We start from the raw sequence: 20,111 nt of genomic DNA, 5'->3' as shown, positions 1-20,111 counted from the left end.
GTAATCTCTATCCATTCACAAACTGCGCCTGAAATGCAAATGCGGGCACATTAGATGATAAGACCGAAGCAGTGACCGGCTCACATCCTCCCACAGTCATCGTGGTACACCCCAAAGAACGCAAAAGTAAATGCACCGTGCAACCGCTGCGTACTCATGAAGAATTTGTCTTCTGGAAGTACCCCCGTAAGGAAGCCGACAGCATTCAGGGATATGTACGCCTGGGGCTGGAAGGCCCGCTGATCAGTCCGGCGGACGCAGGCTCCGGCCTGCTGGTTCTGGATGGAACCTGGCGGCTGGCAGAGAAAATGGAACCCGATTACCAGGAGCTGCCCGTACGCAGCCTGCCTGACTGGAAAACGGCTTACCCCCGCGTCTCCAAACAGTTCGAAGATCCCACGACCGGGCTAGCCACCATCGAAGCGATTTATATCGCGTACTATCTGATGGGCCTGGATACAACGGGACTGCTGGAAGGGTACTACTGGGCAGATCGCTTTCTGGAACTGAATCGCGATCAGCTGACGTAATTCGCAAGAATTTTCACGCGAAAGACGAGCCGGCGTTCACTTTTACTTACTGTATCGTCTCCAGGTCCATTTGGACCGAGTTTAATAGATTGAGAGACGCTATAGTTAAATGTGGTGCGATCTAAGCCACAGGCTCTGTCTCAGTGAGACATTGATGCTTCAGCACGATATTGCGGAGCTTCTCGCGGTTAACCGGTTTGGTCGCGTAATCCGTGCAGCCGGCGTCCATACATTTCTGCCGATCCCCGGTCATGGCATGCGCGGTCAAAGCAATGATGGGAGTTTTGATTCCCAGTTCACGCAGTTTTCTGGTTGCCCCATATCCATCCAGAACCGGCATCGACATATCCATCAGAATGACATCAAATGGTTTACCCTGTTGTGCGGCATCCAACGTCCTGCGGACTGCAATGTCACCGTTTTCAGCCAGCACTACATGGGCTTTTTCTTTTTTTAACAGCGTGGAAATCAGACGCTGGTTATCAACACCGTCTTCCGCCAGCAGTACCGAACAGGTTCCCGTAATCATGGTTTCTGAATCAACATCAGACAGTCCCGGATCCCGCTGGATCACTGGAATCTGTTTGAAGTCTAACTGTGGATTTTCATGAAACTTCAGTGGGTCCGGTTTACCAATACCAATGGTCAGTGTGAAGACGGTCCCTTCACCGGGCACACTTTCACATGTCAGATTACCACCCAGCATTTCAGCCAGACGCTTGCTGATAGCCAGCCCCAATCCAGTCCCTCCAAACTTGCGTGTGGTAGAAGAATCTGCCTGGACGAATGGCTGATACAGCATGGCGATCTGCTCGGCGGTCATGCCGATCCCCGTATCGTGGATTTTGAATTCCAGCAGTGGATTATCCGTAGCGGTGTTCAAAAACGTTGTTTCCACTAAAACTTTGCCACCATCCGGCGAGAATTTGATCGCGTTTCCAATCAGATTGATCAGAATCTGTTTGAGCCGCGTTGGATCACTCTGAATCTGAATGGGGATTGTACCGTCAAATGTCAGCTTGAAGTGTAACCCCCGGTGTTCGGCCCGGACTTTCATTAGAGACTGAATTTCTTTCAGTTTTTCCAGCAGAGAAAATTGAATGGTTTCGATGGTCAGATTTCCAGATTCAATTTTCGAGAGGTCGAGGATATCATTGATCAGTTCCAGCAGATAATTCCCGTTGCGTTTAATCACATCCAGTAATTGAATGCTGCCCGGACGTCCCCAGCTTTCTTCAATCAGCAAATCGGTGTATCCCAGGACGGCTGTCATTGGCGTACGGATTTCATGACTCATGTTTGCCAGAAATTCACTCTTGGCCCGTGATGCTGCTTCTGCGTCTGAATTGGCCTGTTTCAAGCGTGCTGCTTTTTCTTCCAGTTCGTGGCGGGTCAATTCCAGATTTTCCGTCCGGTCTTTCAGCTCATTTAAGGCCAGATCCCGTACTTGCGAAACACGGTTGTATTGTTTTGCAATCAGGCTGACATCGCTGTATTCGTCCATATCATCTTCCAGATCGGAATCGCCTTGAATATGCAGTTCCATCAGGTTCAACAAGTCATACATTTCAGAAGTGGCACCATGCTCTGCCATATTCAGACCGAGTTTTTCTTCATCTTTGGTCGCACGCAGTCGAACAAATTGGCTGATGACCCGTAAAGTGACCCAGCAGAAAGAAAAGCACCAGATGAAGCAGACGGCACAACCCAATGCCTGGATCAGAAACTGTTCCCATCGGGAATGCGACAGGAGTTCTGCAGGAAGAAACAATGCGACTGCCAGTGTGCCCCAGACACCAGCAAAACCATGTACGGGAATGACTCCGATCGTGTCATCAAGCTGGAATCGCTCCAGAACCCAGACACCCGCTTCCATGACGATCGCAGCGATAATTCCAATCACCACGGCTGATGCCGGTGAGACCGCATCACAGCTGGCACTGCTGGCGACCAGACCTGCCAGCAGACCATTCAGAATGTTTTCGATTTCGATCTGTTTCCGCTGATAGAACTGCCACACCAGCATAGTGACGGCACCACAGGCAGAAGCCAGAAAAGTATTAATAAAGATCTGTGGTACATGTGATGTAAAACCAAATTCACTTCCGCCGTTAAATCCAAACCAGCCCATCCAGAGAACAAAGACCCCGGTCGTGGCCAGCGTCAGATTGTGACCTCGTAATTTTTTTGAACCGGCCCGTTTATCGAATTTTCCAATACGAGGCCCGATAATCATGATCGATGCCAGCGCAGCCCATGCGCCCAGGGAATGCACGACTGTCGAACCGCTGAAATCCCGGAATCCCAGTGACTCCAGCCAGCCGGGCGCTTTTCCCGCAAAATGACTGGTCCAGGCCCAGTGTCCAAACACTGGATAGATGATTCCCCCCAGAACGATCGAAAGAATCAAATAAGCGGTAAAACGCATTCGTTCGGCAGAGGCACCCGAAGCGATTGTGGCGGCTGTCGCACACAGCATCAGTTGAAACAGGAAAAACGCGGATAGAAATATATCGGAACCTGAATTCGTGAACGGAAAATGAGTGGTGCCGATCAAACCACCGGTGGTCGTACCAAACATCAGCCCGAATCCGAAAATCCAGTACAGAATTCCCACAATACTTACATCGACAATATTTTTTATGGCGACGTGGATGCTGTTTTTAGAGCGCGAAAGACCAGATTCCAGACAGCAGAAACCCGCCTGCATAAACAGGACAAAAATACTGCAGACTAAAATCCAGAGGATGTCAATTTGTTGATGGAGTTCCATGATTTCGACTCATGTATCTGACGAAGCAGTTTATCTTAAACTTCCTGAATTTCCGGACGTGTTCTCACGCACACACTCAGGGAAGATTTTCAGTTTTGGGAATAAAACAGAGCATCGTTTCATTCAGAAAAAGTTTATGTTCTTTTTTGTCAACATGTGTCGTAGATCAACAAAATCACATTACCTGTTCACCCGACAGAGCAATATGCGTGAAATCCCTTTATCCATAAGGAGGGGAAGGTTTTATCCTGTATTGATGAACGAAAGAGAGGGGTAAAATCCCTCCCTTAAAACAAAGAGTTTCTAAATCATCACTTAGAGAAATGCATCGGCTACAGATCAGGCCATTGCGACCGGCTTAAAGCGTGCATCCGGTTTTATTGTTCTGAAAGGAAGCAATAAAAGGAATTATTGCTGCAGCTCGCGATGCATGTTACTAAAGGCAATGCTGGCTCATAATATTACCGTACAAAAGTATCCAGGTTGGTGGAACTGGCTTGAGAATCTCACTGCTGTCAGTGTCAGGCATTGTTCATACCGGTGTGATTTCAGATTGACGACGTTTCAAAGCCGGTTCTGGTACTTTCTGGTCTGCCTTGCTTGATTATTCTGGTGTGCTTGTTAACGTTGGGAAGATTTGCGCAGAGAAAGGTCTCAGAGCCAGAAAATAATGTACATTTGCTGTGAAAGTGATCCGAGAAAGTGCCCAGACGCGACGACATTCATAAAATATTGATCATTGGTTCCGGCCCCATTGTGATCGGCCAGGCTTGTGAATTTGACTATTCCGGAACCCAGGCCTGTAAGGCACTGCGAGAAGATGGTTATGAGGTCGTACTGGTAAATTCGAACCCGGCCACGATCATGACTGATCCGGAAACAGCACATCGCACTTATATCGAACCAATTACCTGGCAGTACATTCAGAAAGTCATCGAGATCGAAAAACCCGATGCCCTGCTGCCGACCCTCGGTGGTCAAACCGGTTTGAACGCCGCGATGGATCTTGCCCGGCGTGGCATTCTCGATCAACTGGGCGTGGAACTCATCGGTGCCAAAGAAGCAGTTATCGCCAAAGCGGAAAGCCGCGATCAGTTCAAAGAAGCAATGACCAAAATCGGCCTCGACTGCCCCCGCAGCTCCGTTGTGCATAACATGGAAGAAGCCAACGTAGCCATGAAAGATATCGGCCTGCCGATCATCATTCGTGCCAGCTACACACTCGGGGGAACCGGGGGCGGTGTGGCGTACAATCGCGAAGAGTTCGATGAAAAAGTCCGTAGTGGTCTGGCCTTGTCACCTGTCAATGAAGTGCTGCTCGAAGAATCCATCCTCGGCTGGAAAGAATACGAGATGGAAGTCATGCGCGATCAGGCTGACAATGTTGTCATCATCTGCGCCATCGAAAACTTCGACCCCATGGGCGTGCATACCGGTGACTCCATCACGGTCGCGCCGGCACAAACACTGACCGATAAAGAATACCAGAGGATGCGGGATGCCACGATCTCCTGTATGCGCGAGATCGGTGTCGAAACCGGGGGCTCCAATGTCCAGTTTGCCATCAATCCCGATACGGGACGCATGACGATTATCGAAATGAACCCCCGCGTCAGCCGCTCCAGTGCGCTGGCTTCCAAAGCAACCGGCTTCCCGATCGCTAAAATTGCCGCGAAGCTGGCCGTCGGTTATCGACTCGACGAAATTCGAAACGACATCACACGCGAAACCTTTGCCTGTTTCGAGCCAACCATCGACTACGTCGTCACCAAAATCCCCCGCTGGACATTCGAAAAATTTCCGGATGCTGACCCGGTTCTGACCGTGCAGATGAAATCGGTCGGCGAAACCATGTCCATCGGCCGTACTTTCAAAGAATCACTGCAGAAAGCACTGCGTGGCCTGGAAATCGGTCACTTTGGACTGGGAGGCGGAAAGAAAGATCTGTGGGGGACTCCCAAACAACCTTCGAAGGATACGATCCAGTCCAAACTTTCGGTTCCCAACGAAGATCGAGTTTTCTATATTCGTTACGCGTTCAAACTGGGAATGACAACCGAGCAGATTCACGAGCTCAGCGACATCGATCCCTGGTTCCTCAATCACATCCGGCAACTGGTGGAACTGGAAGACGAAATGCGTCAGCTTTCCCGCCTGGAGGACATGGACTATGCCGCCATGAAAAAAGCCAAGCAGGCCGGCTATTCGGATAAACAGCTCGCCTTCTGGCTTGATTCAACCGAAATGGATGTCCGCCAGTATCGCAAAGGGCTCGGTATTGAAGCAACATTTAAGCAGGTCGATACCTGTGCCGCGGAATTCGAAGCCTTTACACCTTACTTCTATTCCACTTATGAGCAGGAAGACGAAACTCCTGCGAATCCCGATCACAAACGCCGCATCATGATTCTGGGCGGCGGACCGAACCGTATCGGGCAGGGGATTGAATTCGATTACTGTTGTTGCCAGGCCTCCTTCGCTTTGCAGGAACTCGGTATCGAAAGCATCATGGTCAACTCGAACCCCGAAACCGTTTCGACCGACTATGACACTTCGGACCATCTGTTCTTCGAACCATTGACCACTGAAGACGTCTTGAATATCTGTGACCGCATGAAGCCCGATGGTGTGATCGTGCAGTTTGGCGGACAGACGCCACTCAACCTGGCGCGTGGTCTCGAAGCCGCCGGTGTCAACATTATCGGTACCAGCCCTGAAATGATCGACGCCGCTGAAGACCGTGAACGTTTTCAGGCGATTCTCGAAAAGCTCGAACTGCATCAGCCTCCCAACGGCATCGCCACAGATACCGAAAGCGCACGCAACGTCGCTAACAAAATCGGTTATCCGATTCTCGTTCGTCCCAGCTATGTACTCGGCGGTCGCGCCATGGAAATCTGCTACGATGAAGAATCGCTCGTGCGGTACATGAATGAAGCCGTCAATGCTTCTCCCGATCATCCGGTTCTCGTCGACCGCTTCCTGGAAGATGCGATCGAAGTCGACGTCGACGCCATCTCGGATGGCATTACCACTCTGGTCGGTGGTGTGATGGAACATATCGAAGAAGCCGGCGTGCATTCCGGTGACTCGGCCTGTGTGCTTCCGCCACACTCACTCCCTGAATCGGTCATCAATGAAATCAAACGCGCCACACACGCCCTCGCACGCGAGCTCAAAGTCAGAGGGCTGATGAATATTCAGTTCGCTGTCAAAAAGACCGATGACGAATACAAGGTCTACATCCTGGAAGTCAATCCCCGTGCCAGCCGGACATCGCCGTTTGTTTCCAAAGCGACTGGAATTTCCCTGCCGCGCATCGCCGCTAAAGTGATGGCGGGAGTTTCGCTGCTTGAACAGGGAATCACAAAAGAACCCGTACCCAAACATACTTCCGTCAAGGAAAGTGTGTTCCCGTTCTCCCGCTTCCTCGGCGTTGATATTATCCTCGGACCCGAAATGCGTTCGACCGGAGAAGTTATGGGCATCTCGGATGGTTTCGCAATGGCGTTTGCCAAAAGTCAGCTCGCTGCCAGCACCAGCCTGCCTTCCGAAGGCACGGTCTTCATCAGTATGGCTGATGTCTACAAGGACATGATCATCGAACCGGCGCGACGGTTGATCGAACTGGGTTTCAAAATTGTTTCGACGTCAGGCACTGCCCGTGTCCTCAAAGAAGCAGGCCTTGAAGTGGCGACTGTCAAGAAGCTGAAAGAAGGACGACCGAACCTGCTGGACATGATGGCCAACCAGGAAGTGCAGTTCATCTTCAACACGCCCAGCGGCAAAGGATCACGAACCGACGAAGGTAAAATCCGTTCAGCTTCCGTTTCGTACGGCGTCACCTGCGTCACCACGATCCCCGGCTGTCTGGCGGTCGTCAAAGCGCTGGAAGCACTCGCCGAAGATGCGACTCCCCAGGTCCGTGCCCTGCAGGACTGGATGGCCGATATGTGATTCACGGGTATCAGGGATTATCTTTCTCCGGATGTTCCCTGAATTTCCGTCAGCTTGTTTCACAGATTCTTTACCGGTTGCGGCGCTTCCGCGCCGCATAACTGTCGCGGCGTTTCTCGGCATGAAACACAAAGTAACCGTCAATTTCATGCACTTCGGTCCCGCCGAAAATGCTGGTCAGTTTCTTCTGGTACCACAGCCGTCGACGTGTGACCATCACCAGCTTTCCGCCGATCTTCAACCGGTTGAATCCCTTCATAATGAAATTCTTGGCGACGGAAAAGTCTTCATGGTATGGCGGGTTAGAGAGGATCCAGTCGAAGTCGGTTTCCCCATGATCGCGAAAACCATCGCTCTGTAGAACCGTCACGCTTCGGGCGGCATTGCGTTCCGCGTTCCTTTGTGAGATGAGTATTGCGTCTGCATCGACGTCTGTCATCACGACATTTTCCGCACCGACTATGCTTGCAGCCAGGATTCCCACCACGCCACATCCACAGCCCAGATCCAGCACTCGTTCACCCGCCGCAAAAGTGACCGTGGAGAGCATCGCCTCGGTTCCTCGATCCAGGCCTTTGGGAGAAAACAGTGCAGGCGTCGTGTCAAAACTGAACTGCTGACTATGATACGTGATGGAAAAGGACATGCTGATTCGATAAGTCTGGTGATAGAAAGGGTTTTCTGTTAAGAATCCAGATTCGGAGGAATACAATGATTGTCCGGACTCACTGTGAAGGTTACGTTAGGAACGGTATCTTCAAGGGAACCATACACTTCCGGCAAGAATTTATCCACGACAAGTATCGAGATTTGCGCTAAGACAGGATCATTTTCAAAATCCTGATACCTGTGTGCTCAAGGATCTGGCGAATGGGAAAAGTTACTCTGTCACATTTTAAGCCCGGCTTGACCACTTGGATTCTAACGAGTCTGGGGCTGGGGATCATGTGCGGACTCTTTTTTGGCGACCTGTGTTCCCCCCTGAAAGCGGTCGGCGATGTCTTCATCGGTCTGCTGCAGATGACGGTTTTACCTTACATCACACTCTCGCTGATTTTAAATCTGGGCCGCATCTCAATCCGACAGACTCGCAACATGGCGTTTACTGTCATCGTGCTGCTGCTGATTCTCTGGTGTATCGGGTTGTTTAGTGTCTGCTTGATGTCGCTCTCCTTTCCCTTCTGGCAGAAAGGCGCATTCTTCAGTACCAGTATCATTGATGGACCGAAGACCGAAAGCCTCTATGACCTGTTCATCCCCTCAAATCCTTTTTTCTCACTCGCCAATAATGCGGTTCCTGCCGTCGTACTGTTTTCGATTGGTATGGGCATCGCCATCAGTGGCATTCCCAAACGCGAACGCCTGCTTGAACCCTTGTCCGTCGCCGTCAACGCTTTGATGCGGCTCAATCGTATGATCGTCCATGTTTCGCCCATCGGGATATTTGCTATCGTCTCTTATGCCATGGGCACGCTCCCCTTTGAAAAATTCGGACTGCTACAGGCTTACCTCATCACCTTTTCTGCCGCCACGCTCCTGCTGGCGGTCGGCATTCTCCCGATGCTGATCTCTGTCTGCACTCCGGTGCGCTACTGGGATGCGCTCAAAGTCTCACAGACTGCGGTCATCGCCTCGTTTGTGCTGGGCAGCACCTTTGCCGTTCTGCCTCTCATCGTCGAAGCGGCCCGCGAAATTCTGGATCGCTATCATCTGGAAAAAGATGAAACGGGAGGCTCACCTGATGTCCTCATTCCGCTCGTCTTTCCTTTTCCCGATCTGGGGCGGATTATCGGGTTGATTTTTATTCCCTTTTCCGCCTGGTTTTATGGCGCCAGTATGCTGCCCGAAGAATATCCCCGCTTCCTCTCGCTGGGAATGGCCGGTTCCTTCGCCAAGCCAGCCGTCACCATTCCCTGGCTGCTCGACCTGATGCACATTCCCCACGATATTTTCCAGCTTTATCTTGCGGTCGGCATCTACACCACCCGTCTGGGGGATGCCCTGCGTTCAGTTTACCTGTTTTCCTTCGCGATCCTCGCCGCTGCTTCGCTTTCCGGCACGCTGAAGATTCAATGGAAGCGGTTCATCTCGTGGTCGCTGTTTTCATTGTGTGTCGCGGGTGTTGTCATTGCCAGCATTCATGCGGTACTCAACTACACTTTCAAGGATGTCTACCAGTCCAAGGCACTGATCGCCGATCGCCAGCTGCTCTTTCCCGGCGTCAAAGAGATCGTACTAAAAGAATCCGCGCCCAACCCCGATCCCATTCAGTCCGCCGAAACCCGCATCAATCGCATCCGCCGCCGGGGGACCATTCGGCTGGGCTTCGACGCCAAGCGGCTTCCCTTTTCCTACTTCAATGATCGCGGACAACTGGTCGGCCTCGACATCGATATGGCCCATCGATTGGCACTCGACCTGGGAGTTGATATCGAATTCGTTCCCTTTACCCCGCAAACACTGGTCAGTCAGCTGAATCAGGATCATTTCGATCTGGCCATGTCCGGTCTGGAAGGGACGATCGAACGGGCCACCGCGTTCCCCGTTGCCGATTCTTACATGGATGTGACGCTGGCACTGGTCCTGCCTGACTTCCGCAAAGTCGATTTCCTGGAGTTCGACAAATTACGCCATTCCGCCGATCTGAAAATCGCGGTCGTCGCCAACAGTTTCTACGACGAAAAAGCCCACGAATATTTTCCCAATGCCACCTTTGTTTCCATCAATTCGGAAGAAGACTTCTTTGAAGGCAACGCCTCTCACGCCGATCTGCTGGTCACCAGTGCAGAAACGGGAGCCGCCTGGACGCTGCTCTATCCGAAATTCTCAGTGATCAATCCCTTCAAGAAAAATATTCGCGTCCCCATGTATTACCTGGGTGCCCACGACATCGAATTCGAAGAATTCATGGAAGTCTGGCTCGAACTCAAAAAGAAAGAAGGCGTCTTCGACACCCTCTACAAATACTGGATCCTCGGCGAAATCATCGACCCTCCCCCCCCACGCTGGTCCATCATCCGCAACGTCCTGCACTGGGTGGATTAACGTGAAGAGAAGTAGAGGCGTTCCAAATGGTGGCCACTATGAAATTGGGCAGGCCCGAATGTAATTCGGGTCGAGCGCCAGCGAGCAGGAAACTGTCAGAAAAAACGTTGTATTAGAACAATCCTTCGAATCTAAATCTCAGCCCGTCTCATTCGTATGTTTTCGTGTTTTTCGTGGTAGCAGAAATCACTTGGGATACACGCCCACACGTTTTGCCCAGGCTTCCCACTTCTGAACCAGATCGTCTACGATCACCCGCCTGCGTTTCGCCAGGTTATTCAATTCGGTGCGGTCCGTCTTGAGATCATAGAGTTCCCACTTCTGTGGCTGATAACCTTTCGCCGGCGAAACGCCACGACCTACCAGCTTCCAGTCGCCGGCTCTGACAAAGGCATTGCTTTCGTGCTCGATAAAAATCGGCTCACTCCGGTTGAGCGGTTCTCCCTGCATCACTGGTCGCAGCGAAATGCCATCCAGGGCCGGTATTGGATTTCCGTTGAATGTCTCCGGATACTTCGCCTCTGCCACCTCAATCAGTGTCGGCATAATGTCAATCAGCTGCGCCGGTTCTGTGATCCAGCGTTTCTCAGGTTTAATCCCCGCCGGCCAATGCATGATGAACGGTGTCGACGTGCCCCCTTCATGGGCGAAATGTTTATACAGGCGAAACGGCGTATTCGACGCATTGGCCCACGCTTTGCCATAGCTGTTGCTGTGGTCGAGATTGCGTATTTCCACATCGTAAAATTCGCCGCGTCCCAGTACGCCCCCCTCGGCACAGCCACCATTGTCCGAGAGAAACAGGATCAGCGTATTCTCGTACTGCCCGCTCGACTTGAGTGAGCTGACCAGTTTGCCGATGTTCTGATCCACGCGATCCACCATCGCCGCATAGATGGCCATTTTAAGATCCATCTCATCCTGTTTTTTTTCACTCAGAGTTTCCCAGGCGGGAACCGCAGTGTCGCGGGGCGACAGTTTTGTACCCGCCGGCAACAGTCCCAGCGCTTTCTGTTTTGCCAGTCGCTGTTGGCGGAGTTCATCCCAGCCGATCTTGTACTTGCCGCGATACTTCCTGATTTCCTCTTCATGTGCCTGCAAAGGCCAATGCGGCGCGGTGTAAGCGAGGTATAGAAAGAAGGGTTTGTTCTGCGTCTCTTTTGCCTGTTGATGTTCGCTGAGAAAGCGAATCGCATAGTCCGTGTACGCATCGGTGGTGTAGAAGCGGCGGTCTGTGGTACTCGGAGGGGTTTCGATGTCTTCAATTCCGAATGTCATACCTCGCGGTGCGACGGGGTGAAAGAACCGGGTCGCCCCGGAAACGCAGCCGAAAAACTTTTCGAACCCGCGTTGCAGCGGCCAGCGCTCTTTTGCATTAAAGCCCAGATGCCATTTGCCCGTCATCAGGGTCGCATAACCGGCCGGATTCAACACTTCCGCCAGGGTGACGCAGTTGTGGTTCAGATAGCCCTGATACGCGGGCGGTTTGGAATAGCCGCGGGTATCGCCGGGCGGGTTGGTCATCCAGCCAATTCCCGTCTGATGGGGATGCAGGCCCGTCATCAACGTGGCCCGCGTGGGACAGCAGCGACCCGAATTATAAAACTGGGAAAACCGCACGCCTCCAGCGGCCAGTGCATCGATATTCGGCGTTTCAATTTCGCCGCCATAACAGCCGATATCCGAGAAGCCCATATCATCGACCATGATCAGAATGATGTTAGGTTTGTCAGCGGCCTGCGCGGTGAAAGTAGCCAGGCAGACAACCAGAGCAGCAAAGATTATCCGAACCATAAACAGCCCTCATCCCAAACGGCAAGACGCTAGCCACCGGTATCTTCAACAGCTCTGTCACACACACAACCGGCGGCTAGCGCCTTACCGCTCAGTTGGTGAAATAAAATTGACTGACAGAATTCAGTAGATTACTTGAGATCCGTAGATCAATAATTTTCAAGTACCATTCTTAAATATGTTCCCGTCCTGCGATTTGTTGAAGCCGTCACCAGAGATAACGGACATTCCGTTTTCTTTCCATCGGTTAATACGGGAAGTGCATAAAAAGCAAATTTCGGATCATCCAAACGGATGCTCCACTTACCACCATGAGACTTTCGAAAAACTTCACCAACATAACAGGCAGCATTATTCACACGCTGAATTTCGGATATTTTAAGTGCTGCCCTGGTGTCCTCATAATTTGAGAGGATCCATTTTTCAACTACCTCCAACGATTCAGGAGAATAATCCAGAAGACATTGTTCTTCTTCTGGAAATTCAGACATGAACATTTCGAGAAAGTCATCCATTGAAGCAAGCCAGTATTCAAATTCTTCTCTGGATTTCTGCATCGATGCATCCACTTTTTCTCTCCATCAATCCACGAATCGTCCTGTTTCCTCAATAAAAAAACGGCACGCCATTCCAAACGGTATGGCGCTAGCCACCGGTAACCAAACACAGGCCCGCAAATCACCGGCAGCTAGCACCGAACCGTTTCAATCTCTTGATTCTGTTTACGACCACAGCGAGCGGAAATACTTCGCATCGACGGCCGTCTGATCCAGGCATTCCTGGGTTGACAGTTCTTTCCAGCTGTGACGCCCTTTGTATTCACTGTGCAAGGAGAAGGTCCCTTCATAACCCAGCTTCCGCAGTGCGGCGACATAGTCGGGAATGGGAGAAATTCCATCAGCGACAGGAACCGTTTTGACTTCCCATTTCTGATGACCATGCTTGTCGCGACCGTCGCCCCGTTCCCAGGAGAAATTCTTGACCGCACACAGCGCGATCCAGGGGGCCAGCAGATCAAGTCCCTGCCGCCAGCCGTCGCCACTCCCCTCTTTGACCATGTGCAGCATATCCACATATGCCCCCACTTCCTGAGGCGAATAATCCTGAATCAACTGATAAAGTTGTGTGCCATGCGAAGGCAGAAACGCATTTGAGTGCACATGCACGCAGGGCAGGATTTCATATTTCTGACACAGCTTCGCAACCTTGCCGATCTTTTTTGTGGTCTCTTTCAACTGCTGCGCCAGTGTGCCAAAGGTCTGATAGCGGTAGTAGCCGATCTTGACACGATCGATCCCCTGTTCCTGCGCGGTCGCCAGAATGCGTTCGGCGTTTTTATCGGGCTCGTCGATCATGGTCGTCAGAAACAGGATTTTCACGCCCGCGTCTTTCGCCGCCGCACAGGCCTGCGGCAGTTCTTTCTCCGCGTTTTCGGGCAGGATGTGTCCTTTGGGCCGCACGGTCAGATCGAGTCCGTCCAGACCGATCGACTTGAAGGCTTTACAGACCTCGGGGATGGGCATGTCCTGGAAGCTCTTGGTGAAAGCACCCAGCTGATAACCGGCTGCCGGTTTTGATTTCGCCTTTGCATCTTCACCTGCGAGCAGCTCGTGTTGAGCCTGCAGTATGCCGGCGACTGCTGTACCCGTTAATACCTGCGCGGCGGTTTGTTTCAGAAAATCACGGCGGGGAAGCCGATTATAGGGGGAGGGAGTATTCCGCATGTTGAAAACCTTCTTTATGATCCGTTGTCCTGTAGATTTCGAGGAAAGCTATTTTATAGTAGTATGAACTGATGCTGACCCTTTTTCTAGCAGATTTACCTGTTTTACTGACATCGAAAGAGATCCCCGTTGAATATGTCCGAGCCGCTCACCCTCGTTGCCACTTCTGCTTTTGGTCTGGAAGCCGTGGTTTCGCGCGAATTGAAACAACTGGGGTACGAAGAGCAGACCATTGAAAACGGCCGCATTACCTTTCAAGGCGATCTCGCCGCGATCTGCCACTGCAATCTCTGGCTCCGCAGTGCTGACCGGGTGCTACTCAGTCTAGGCGAATTCACGGCGCTCGACTTTGATGACCTGTTCGACGAAATTCGCGACATCGAATGGGAACGCTGGCTGCCCCCCTCGGCCCGGTTTCCTGTCAGGGCCACAGCCGTCCGTTCCAAAATCAACAGTCCCAAGAACTGCCAGAAGCTAGTCAAGAAAGCAATTGCCGAACGTCTCAAAGATCACTACATCAAAGACTGGTTTCCTGAAGATGGTCCGCTGTACTCGGTTAGTCTCTCCATTCTGAAAGACAAGGCGTCCGTCTGCATCGACACTACCGGACCGGGTCTGCATAAACGCGGTTATCGCAAGCTGGCTGCCGGCGCGCAGATTAAAGAAACATTAGCGGCAGGTCTGGTCCAGCTCAGCTACTGGAATCGTGAACGGCCGTTTGTCGACCCCTGTTGCGGTACAGGTACGATTCCCATCGAAGCAGCCTTGATCGGTACCAACACGGCGCCCGGCATCAATCGCGAGTTCGCTGCAGAAGGCTGGCAGCAGCTGCCGCCCGAGATGTGGGAGGCGGCCCGCGAGGAAGCCCGGTCGCTCGCGCGAACGGACATCGACTATCGACTGCAGGGATACGATATTGACCCTGCCATGATCAGCATGGCCCGCTACCATGCGCAGCAGGCCGGCATGGAAGAGTTCATTCATTTCCAGGATCAGCCCCTTGCGGAATTCAGCACGCCCCGCAAGTATGGCTGTATCATTACCAACCCTCCCTATGGTGAACGGCTGGGCGATAAAGCAGATGCCGAAGTCATTTACCGCGAAATGAAACGCGTATTCGCGCCACTGGAGATGTGGTCGATTTATGTAATTACCTCACACCCGGGCTTCGAACGCATTTACGAACAGAAAGCCCGCCGCCGCAAACTGTATAACGGTCGGATTGAATGCATCTACTATCAGTTTCCCGGCCCTCCGCCGCCACGCAAAAAATCACCCTGGGAACAAGCGGCTGGTAAACAATCAGAATCAACAGAAAATTCAGATGACGCTGATGAAACGCGGGACGAGGAAACCGCCTCCGAGCCGAACGTCACTCCCTCTGAAGCAGTCAGCGAAAATCCGGCTCCTACAGAATCGACTGAGTCAGCCTCAGCTGAGGATTCTGCGACGCGCGAAGAAACAAACGACAGGCAAGAATAACGCGGACCTCAGGCGGACCACATGTTGCGGATATTCTTGCGAATGTCTTCCGCCGTCGTTTCGATTTCCGCTTCCTGAGGCGTATCCAAAGCATCGGCGCTGAACGCCGGGCGTCGCTGGAACAGAGGGATCGTCTTTGGAGAAACAAACCGCGTCAACTGGGCATAACTGTGTGCCTGGTTCCAGCGGCGGTTCTGGAAATACTGTCGGTGGGGAAAACAGACATACAGCCAGTTTTTCGCCCGTGTCAACGCGACATAAAACAGGCGTCGTTCTTCATCGATTTCGTCTTCGCTTTCCAGCGACATCTCTGACGGAATACTGCCGTCGGCGGCCTGCAGCACATAGACCGCATCCCACTCCAGACCTTTGGATGAGTGAATTGTACTCAATACCAGGAAATCATCGTCATCCGCGCCGCTGGCTGCTGAGACATCCTGCGTGGAACTGGGTGGGTCAAGGGTAATCTCTTCCAGGAAGCTCATGCGGCTGCTGAAGCGGCTGGCAACCTGTTCCAGCTGTTCCAGATCCCGCTGACGCGATGTGGCGTTGTCGTACTGCTGGTCGAGCAGGGGGCTATAAAACGTGCGCACCTGATGGACTTCTGCCGAGATGCCCCGCTTTTCTGATTGCGGGGAACTCAGGTTTTTCATTAGTCGCACGAACAGAGGCCAATGCTCAACGGTCGCCGCCGGCGGTTTGAATTCCGACCAGGCATCAAAGCGGAACTGAGATTCCGCCAGCAGATTGATCAACTGTTGTGCCTTTTTCTGGCCAATGCCCGGCAGTAACGTCAGTACTCGTAGCCCCGAGACCGCATCGCGGGGATTTTCCGCCAGTCGCAGATACGCCATCAGGTCTTTGACGTGTGCCGTTTCAATAAACTTCAAGCCGCCATATTTGTGATAGGCGATATTCCGACGCGCCAGTTCCACTTCCAGCGAAAGACTGTGGTGTGAAGCCCGGAACAGCACCGCCTGTTGATTCAGGGGAATCCCGGCTTCCCGGTGTTCGAGTACCTGCTGCACGACGAAGTCGGCCTGTTCGTTGTTGTCACTGCAGTCGACCAGACAGGGCGCTTCGCCGCTGATTTTGGACGACCACAGGTTTTTCTCGTGGCGTTCGTGGGCTTCGTCAATAATCTGATTCGTCGCCTGCAGGATGGGTTGTGTGCTGCGATAGTTTTCTTCCAGCGTGACGAGCGTTGTTCCCTCGTATTCCTGCGGGAAATCCAGAATGTTCCGCACGGTCGCGGCCCGGAAGGAATAGATCGACTGTGCATCGTCGCCGACGACCGTCAGTCCCTTACCGTCCGGACAGAGGTTTTTCAGAATGCCCGACTGCAGAATGTTCGTGTCCTGATATTCGTCCACGAGCACGGCTTCGAACTGGCCTCGCAGCAGTTTGCCTCCCGCGGGATCAGCGGCGAGCGCATGCCAGAACAGCAGCAGGTCGTCGTAGTCGAGGATATTCTGTTTCTCTTTGCGGTCTACAAACGCCTGAAACAGCTTCTTCAATTCATCGGTATGTTCCAGACACCAGGGATAATGCCGTTCGAGAATTGGGTCCAGTTTGGAGCAGGTATTCACACAGCGACTGTAAATTTCCAATAGTGTCCCTTTGCGGGGAAACTTTTTGCCGTTATTGCCCAGGTCGAGTTCGCTGCGGAGGGCGCTCATTAAATCTTCGGCATCACTGCGGTCAATGATCGTGAAATCATCGGGCAGACCAATGGCCTGACCGTAACGTCGCAGCAGTCGTGCCGCCGTTGAGTGAAACGTTCCTCCCCAGATGCTCCGCGAACGGGCAGAGGCGGAATTCTCGCGACCCGCGCCCATTGCACGCAGCAGCGCATCGACGCGCCGCACCATCTCATTCGCGGCGCGACGGGAAAAGGTGAGCAGCAGAATTCGGCTGGGGTCGATGCCTTGGGAAATCAGGTATGCGACTCGATGCGAAAGCGTGGTTGTTTTGCCCGTCCCCGCACCGGCGATAATCAACAGGGGACCCGAATCGTGACAGGCCGCCGCCTGCTGCTCCGGATTAAGCTGTTTGAAAAGGTCTTCCAGTTGTGGGGGGATTTCTGACATCCATGCCTCGCCGAGGTCGAAAGAATTGCGGATCTGCTTTCTTTCTATTTTCGCCAGACAGACGGTGACCGCAAGGGGCGGAAATCAAAAATGTTGCTGAACGACTGTTTTTCCTGCGATTCAGGAGGCGATTACAGTTCTCTCACTCGGACATTGCGGTAATGCGCTTCATTTACCAGGTTTCCATGAATCTGCAGCGCGATGATGCCTTTCAACGGAATCTGGGGATCTGCTTCGGTGAAGTCGACTGTCTGTACATCGTTGATCCAGATACGAATGCGGGGACCTTCACAGCGAATGCGATAGTTATTCCAGTCGTTCATACGAACCGGCAGATCACGCAGTTCTGCGGGAGGCCCTGCCAGAATCTTTTTACGGCGGGATTCATCATACAGGCAGCCCCAGTAACCGGTTCCCAGGTCCGCCTGGTAACCGCTGACTTCGTGGTGATCGGGAATTTCCGCGGTCCGAATCTGTACGCCGGCATTGGTTTTCTCGCCCAGCAGTTTGAATTCAAGCTTGAGTTCAAAATCGTCGTATTCTTTGTTAGAGCGGAGAAACTCATTGCGTTCAACCTTTTCGGTCAGGCTGCCCGCGATAATTTCACCATTTTCAATATGGAAGATCTCTTCGTTGCCGTGCCAGCCGCTGAATGTTTTTCCATCGAACAACGACTGAAAGCCGAGTTCTTTATCGCTCTGTTTTGCCTGTGCTGAAATTCGTTTATGTTGCTGGCTGGCTCGCTGTTTGAGACTTTTATTCGATGTGGAAGCGATGACGCGCTGTAACGCATCGGCCAGCAGATCGTTGTCAATGGGAGTTCCCTGTTCAGCCCAGGAGACAATTGTGCCGCTTGCAGGTACGTTTAACGTTTTGTCTTTGAGCAGCGAGACCGTGTAGTTGACGGCCTGCGGCGTCGGGTTGCGGCGGAGCACTTCGAACACCAGCTTCTTTTCATCGTTGCGTTCGGCAATCGCCAGGGTATTGCGGCAGACTTCCAGCCGCGCTTCCGGCGTCATATTCAACTGCCGGGCCACGCGTATGTAACCACGCAGGGAGCGGATTTTGTATTTGTTGTTCTCCAGTGTTTTCGCCAGTTCCAATAATGGCGGTGCGACATCGATGGTGACCCATTTACCCAGCAGGTCGGTCGCTTTATTCTGCAGCGCGTCGTCATTCGAGCGGGCAGCTGCCACAACGGTGTCCAGAGCCGTCTTGCCTCCGATGGCCGCCAGCTGGTCCAGCAGAATCAGTTTCTGATCATTCGTCGCTCCCGCCATGGCGCCGGCCAGTGCCTGTGCTGTCTCTTCCAGCGGCAGCCGCGAACAGGCGGCGATGAGTGCCTGGCTGGCAGGAGAGTCGGGACCGGATGTGAGGGCGAGCTTAATTAACGTGGGAAGATCGTTGAGGGATGTGGTGCCGCCTAAAGCGGAAATGGCGGTCTGCTTTACTTCCGGGTTCGAATGATTCACCAGCTGCAGCAGGACTGGAGTACTTGAGCTGAGACGACAGGCGCCTGCCAGCTTGATGCCCGCCAACTGTTGTTCGCGTGTTTCACTTTCCAGCAGTTTGCGGATATTGGCATCAATCTGTTTTTCGATCTTAGCAGAAGGCTGGCTGGAATTCAGTTTGACAATCACCGATTCCGCCGCTCCCGCGAGGTCGGCGTCTTTCTGTTTAACCAGTGCCAGCAGGTTGTCCAGCGCCTGGGTCTTTAATTTGTCATTCGCAGCAGGCGACAGTTCCCCTAAGGCAAATATCGCCTGTAGTTTCAGTTCCTGAGAATCGCCGGAGGTGGCTTTGATGACCGTGGGGAGGGCTACCGGATCGTGGATGGTCCCCATTGCAGCAACCAATAATGCTTTGCGCTCTTCAGGTAACCTCGGGTAGGTTTCGATAAGAGTGGACGTGGATATTTTTCCCAGTTTCTGAGCGGCCTGCAGACCGGCGCGGAATCGCTGCAAATCGCCTGATTTGAGTTGTTCTGTCAGTAATTCCAAGCCCGCTTTGCCCTGCAGGACGATCGCCTGTTGGGTCGCTGCCAGCTTGATGTTTTCAGGCAGTTTCGCATTGCGGACGGCGGTGGTTAATGCGACAGCGGTTTTGCTGTCTTTCGCTTCCGCCAGTGATTTCGCACACATCAGGCAGGCAAAACCGACTTCCCGCTGCAGTTTTGCATCTCCTTTTCCGAGTGCCGCCTGCAGAGCCTGTGCAGCTTCGGGGGTACCAATCTCGCCGAGCGCATGGGCGGCGGCGATCGCGACGTTTGTGTTCTTGGCTGAGAGGAGCGGAGACAGATCTTTAACTGCCCGTTTGTCTTTTCGTTTGGAGATCGAGTTGATCACGCCGACCAGCAGATTACCTTTGACGGTTTTCAATGCGTCCCGCAGCGCTTTGCCAGCAGCTTGGTCGGGGATGTTTTCCAGAGCGGAACGGGCATAGGTCGCCAGTTTTTCATCGCCCAGGAATTTGGCGATTGCGGTTGCCGCCGAAGCATCACCAATGGCGGCCAGTCGACGACAGGCCATCGCCTTGTCGTAGGTATCCGCGTCGGAGTTGAGTACCTTCACCAGGCGGGCGGCTTCGGGAGCATTTTTATCAGGGGTGGCATTCTCAGTGGCAAAAATCATTGTCGGCGCGAACAGCAGGCCGGCAGCGCACAAAATGAAAACGGGAAATCGACAGATTGACATGAGCACAAAATCCTCAGGGGAAG

Annotated in this window: 11 protein-coding genes; 4 read left to right on the top strand and 7 right to left on the bottom strand. The window is 52.7% G+C overall.

From position 1 onward, the window contains the following. Positions 1-71: 71 nt before the first annotated feature. Positions 72-530, top strand: coding sequence for a DTW domain-containing protein (locus tag Pan161_RS28260; protein ID WP_145232068.1), 459 nt, complete (start codon positions 72-74; stop codon positions 528-530). Between the two features lie 121 nt (positions 531-651). Here Pan161_RS28260 and amt read toward each other — a convergent pair whose 3' ends face one another. After that, positions 652-3,303: an ammonium transporter gene (gene amt / locus Pan161_RS28255; protein ID WP_145232067.1), complete on the bottom strand. Its 2,652-nt coding sequence runs from the start codon at positions 3,301-3,303 to the stop codon at positions 652-654. A gap of 702 nt (positions 3,304-4,005) precedes the next feature. Here amt and carB point away from each other — a divergent pair. Continuing rightward, positions 4,006-7,260: a carbamoyl-phosphate synthase large subunit gene (carB, locus tag Pan161_RS28250; RefSeq protein ID WP_145232066.1), complete on the top strand. Its 3,255-nt coding sequence runs from the start codon at positions 4,006-4,008 to the stop codon at positions 7,258-7,260. Positions 7,261-7,330: 70 nt separating this feature from the next. On the opposite strand, the gene Pan161_RS28245 is transcribed toward carB, so the two are convergent. Continuing rightward, positions 7,331-7,906 (bottom strand): class I SAM-dependent methyltransferase, encoded by a 576-nt coding sequence (locus Pan161_RS28245; protein WP_145232065.1) that lies wholly within the window; start codon positions 7,904-7,906, stop codon positions 7,331-7,333. Between the two features lie 224 nt (positions 7,907-8,130). On the opposite strand from Pan161_RS28245, the gene Pan161_RS28240 reads away from it, so the two are divergent. After that, complete coding sequence (locus Pan161_RS28240; RefSeq protein ID WP_145232064.1) at positions 8,131-10,305, top strand: cation:dicarboxylate symporter family transporter; 2,175 nt, start codon at positions 8,131-8,133, stop codon at positions 10,303-10,305. Positions 10,306-10,491: 186 nt separating this feature from the next. Here the strand turns inward: Pan161_RS28240 and Pan161_RS28235 are convergent, their stop codons facing one another. From Pan161_RS28235 to Pan161_RS28225, 3 genes are all read right to left on the bottom strand, one after another. Next, positions 10,492-12,099, bottom strand: coding sequence for an arylsulfatase (locus Pan161_RS28235; RefSeq protein WP_145232063.1), 1,608 nt, complete (start codon positions 12,097-12,099; stop codon positions 10,492-10,494). Positions 12,100-12,248: 149 nt separating this feature from the next. Continuing rightward, complete coding sequence (locus Pan161_RS28230; protein ID WP_232103533.1) at positions 12,249-12,668, bottom strand: vWA domain-containing protein; 420 nt, start codon at positions 12,666-12,668, stop codon at positions 12,249-12,251. Positions 12,669-12,821: 153 nt separating this feature from the next. Continuing rightward, positions 12,822-13,823, bottom strand: coding sequence for a sugar phosphate isomerase/epimerase family protein (locus Pan161_RS28225; protein WP_145232062.1), 1,002 nt, complete (start codon positions 13,821-13,823; stop codon positions 12,822-12,824). A 135-nt stretch (positions 13,824-13,958) separates the two neighbouring features. On the opposite strand from Pan161_RS28225, the gene Pan161_RS28220 reads away from it, so the two are divergent. After that, the gene (locus tag Pan161_RS28220) at positions 13,959-15,305 is read left to right on the top strand and encodes a THUMP domain-containing class I SAM-dependent RNA methyltransferase (RefSeq protein ID WP_145232061.1); all 1,347 of its coding nucleotides are present in this window, start codon (positions 13,959-13,961) and stop codon (positions 15,303-15,305) included. 8 nt (positions 15,306-15,313) lie between these two features. Here the strand turns inward: Pan161_RS28220 and Pan161_RS28215 are convergent, their stop codons facing one another. Then, positions 15,314-17,395, bottom strand: coding sequence for an ATP-dependent helicase (locus Pan161_RS28215; RefSeq protein ID WP_145232060.1), 2,082 nt, complete (start codon positions 17,393-17,395; stop codon positions 15,314-15,316). A gap of 131 nt (positions 17,396-17,526) precedes the next feature. Beyond that, on the bottom strand, positions 17,527-20,088 hold the full coding sequence (locus tag Pan161_RS28210) for a family 16 glycoside hydrolase (RefSeq protein ID WP_145232059.1): 2,562 nt from the start codon (positions 20,086-20,088) through the stop codon (positions 17,527-17,529). Between the last annotated feature and the right edge of the window lie 23 nt (positions 20,089-20,111).

This window comes from Gimesia algae (assembly GCF_007746795.1).
Classification (GTDB): domain Bacteria; phylum Planctomycetota; class Planctomycetia; order Planctomycetales; family Planctomycetaceae; genus Gimesia; species Gimesia algae.
The sequence above is the reverse complement of the archived record's forward strand: the minus strand, read 5'-3'. Positions and strand labels throughout refer to the sequence as shown.